The sequence below is a fragment of the Paenibacillus sp. OT2-17 genome (genome assembly GCF_009827695.1).
GTDB lineage: Bacteria > Bacillota > Bacilli > Paenibacillales > Paenibacillaceae > Paenibacillus > Paenibacillus polymyxa_B.
Genome location: NZ_WUDQ01000670.1, coordinates 1 through 1813 on the forward strand (window position 1 = coordinate 1; position 1813 = coordinate 1813).

Consider the following 1813-nt stretch of genomic DNA (forward strand, 5'->3'; position numbering starts at 1 on the left):
CTCCAGCTTCCTGGAGGGAATCGAAGGTTCCTGCGTCGCTCCAATAGCGCCGTAAAATATCATATTCCAGCTTGCCTTCAGCGGCATAACAGTTGTTAACATCCGTGATCTCAAGCTCACCGCGTGCCGAAGGTGTAATTTGCCGGATCTTATCGAACACGGCAGTATCGTACATATAGATACCCGTAACGCAATATTTGGATTGGGGATGCTGTGGCTTTTCTTCAATCCGCATAATGCTCTCCGGGCGCTCAGGATCAAATACGGGTACCCCGTAACGACGAGCATCTGCCACCTTTTTCAACAACACTCTGGCGCTCCCCGGGGGCTGTTGCTTGAACCGTTCGATCACAGGTCCCAAGTCTTCCTTGAACAAATTATCACCTAACAAAACAGTGAATTTCTCTTCTGCCTGCATATAGCTTTTTGCCAGTTCGAGTGCTTCCGCAATGCCGCCCGCCTTTTCTTGAATCCGGTATGTCAGTTGGACACCATAATCGCTGCCACTGCCCAAAAAATCGGTATACAGTCCGGCCGATTGTTTACCAATAATAATAAGCATATCGGTGATCCCCGCCTGTCGCAGCCTCTCGATACCATATACGATCATGGGATACTTGCCGACCGGAAGCAGATGCTTGTTGAGTAATGTAGTCAACGGATGAAGGCGCGATCCGGTTCCTCCTGCGAGAATAACCCCTTTCATATCTTCCTTCCTCCTTCGACAACATGTTCAGTGCATACAACCCCAGCGTTTCCAGTTTCGATGAACATTCTGGGATCTATACTCCATTTCTCTATAAACAAACGATAGTTCCGCTCGATCAGCTCTTCCATCCAGGAAGTTTCCGAGCGTGAGAAGCTCGCATTTCCCTCGTGATAGACAAAACAGTCGTTGCACATGAGCAGCTTGTAGCCATGCACGCGTGCGCGTAGACAATAATCGTCATCCTCATAATGTCCGGGGCTGAACCGTTCATCCAGCAATCCGATCCGTTCCATCAGATCGCGCCGGAACAACAAACAAAATCCGACCAACCGCTTGACCTCCTGCCATCTGGAGGGATTACTTGCATTATTCTGCTCCGCATATCTCAGACAACTGGCCAAATCTCCTTCTAATCCGTGTATCTGCTGAATACCGCTGACGTAATTCGTCACCGGTCCCACCAATCCCACTATGCTTTCGCTCTGCAATGCAGCCAACATATTCGATAGCCATCCCCGCGTAACCGTCACATCATTGTTTAAAATAACGAACTGGTCACCTGAAGCCAGCCGGAGCCCCGTATTACATGCTGCTGGAAAGCCTCTGTTTTCAGGAAGACGTATGCTGATCAGCCGCTCGGATGCGCAAAAATCATCCGTTCCGTCATTTGAGGCGTTGTCCACAACAATGATTTCATACGGTGCATCTATCGTATGTGTCCGATTCGCCTCAATGCACGGCTTTAACAGATGCAGGCCGTTATAAGTCGGAATAATGATGCTCGTCAGACTCATTGTGCATTCCTCCCTTTGGCAACGTCTACCCGTGTTGGAACAGGCCCGAGCGGGGAATACCCGGCTACCTGAAACACCGCCGTCAGTGCCTCTGCATGATCACCGACGATCAACTGTTCCATAGCGTTCCCTTTGCCAACATTGAAGGTCCGCTTACGGTTTGTTTTAATGACATCGACAGCATGTACTGCCGCCACGATCATGCCATGCAGAATTGCCATGGCGTGGGCTTTTGGCGGTACGGCAAGCACGGCTGAGCCAAGCTGATCCAGTAAACGCCGAGATAATGCATGCGGTACGGCAGTCAATG

The 1813-nt window shown here is 50.1% G+C and carries 2 protein-coding genes and 1 pseudogene; all 3 read right to left on the reverse strand.

What is annotated here, in order from left to right; all coding sequences use genetic code 11:
* Window positions 1-706: sugar phosphate nucleotidyltransferase (locus GRP75_RS25945; RefSeq protein WP_160790764.1), on the reverse strand; the 706-nt coding region annotated here is incomplete at its 3' end.
* On the reverse strand, window positions 703-1503 hold the full coding sequence (locus GRP75_RS25950) for a glycosyltransferase family 2 protein (protein ID WP_160790765.1): 801 nt from the start codon (window positions 1501-1503) through the stop codon (window positions 703-705). The genes GRP75_RS25945 and GRP75_RS25950, both read right to left, overlap by 4 nt.
* A pseudogene (locus GRP75_RS25955) lies at window positions 1500-1813 on the reverse strand (family 2 glycosyl transferase); the annotation flags it as partial. The pseudogene GRP75_RS25955 and the gene GRP75_RS25950, both read right to left, overlap by 4 nt.

Excerpts from the sequence above, each read along its gene's own strand:
- GRP75_RS25950 (WP_160790765.1), bottom strand. The coding sequence starts at position 1,503 with ATGAGTCTGACGAGCATCATTATTCCGACTTATAACGGCCTGCATCTG.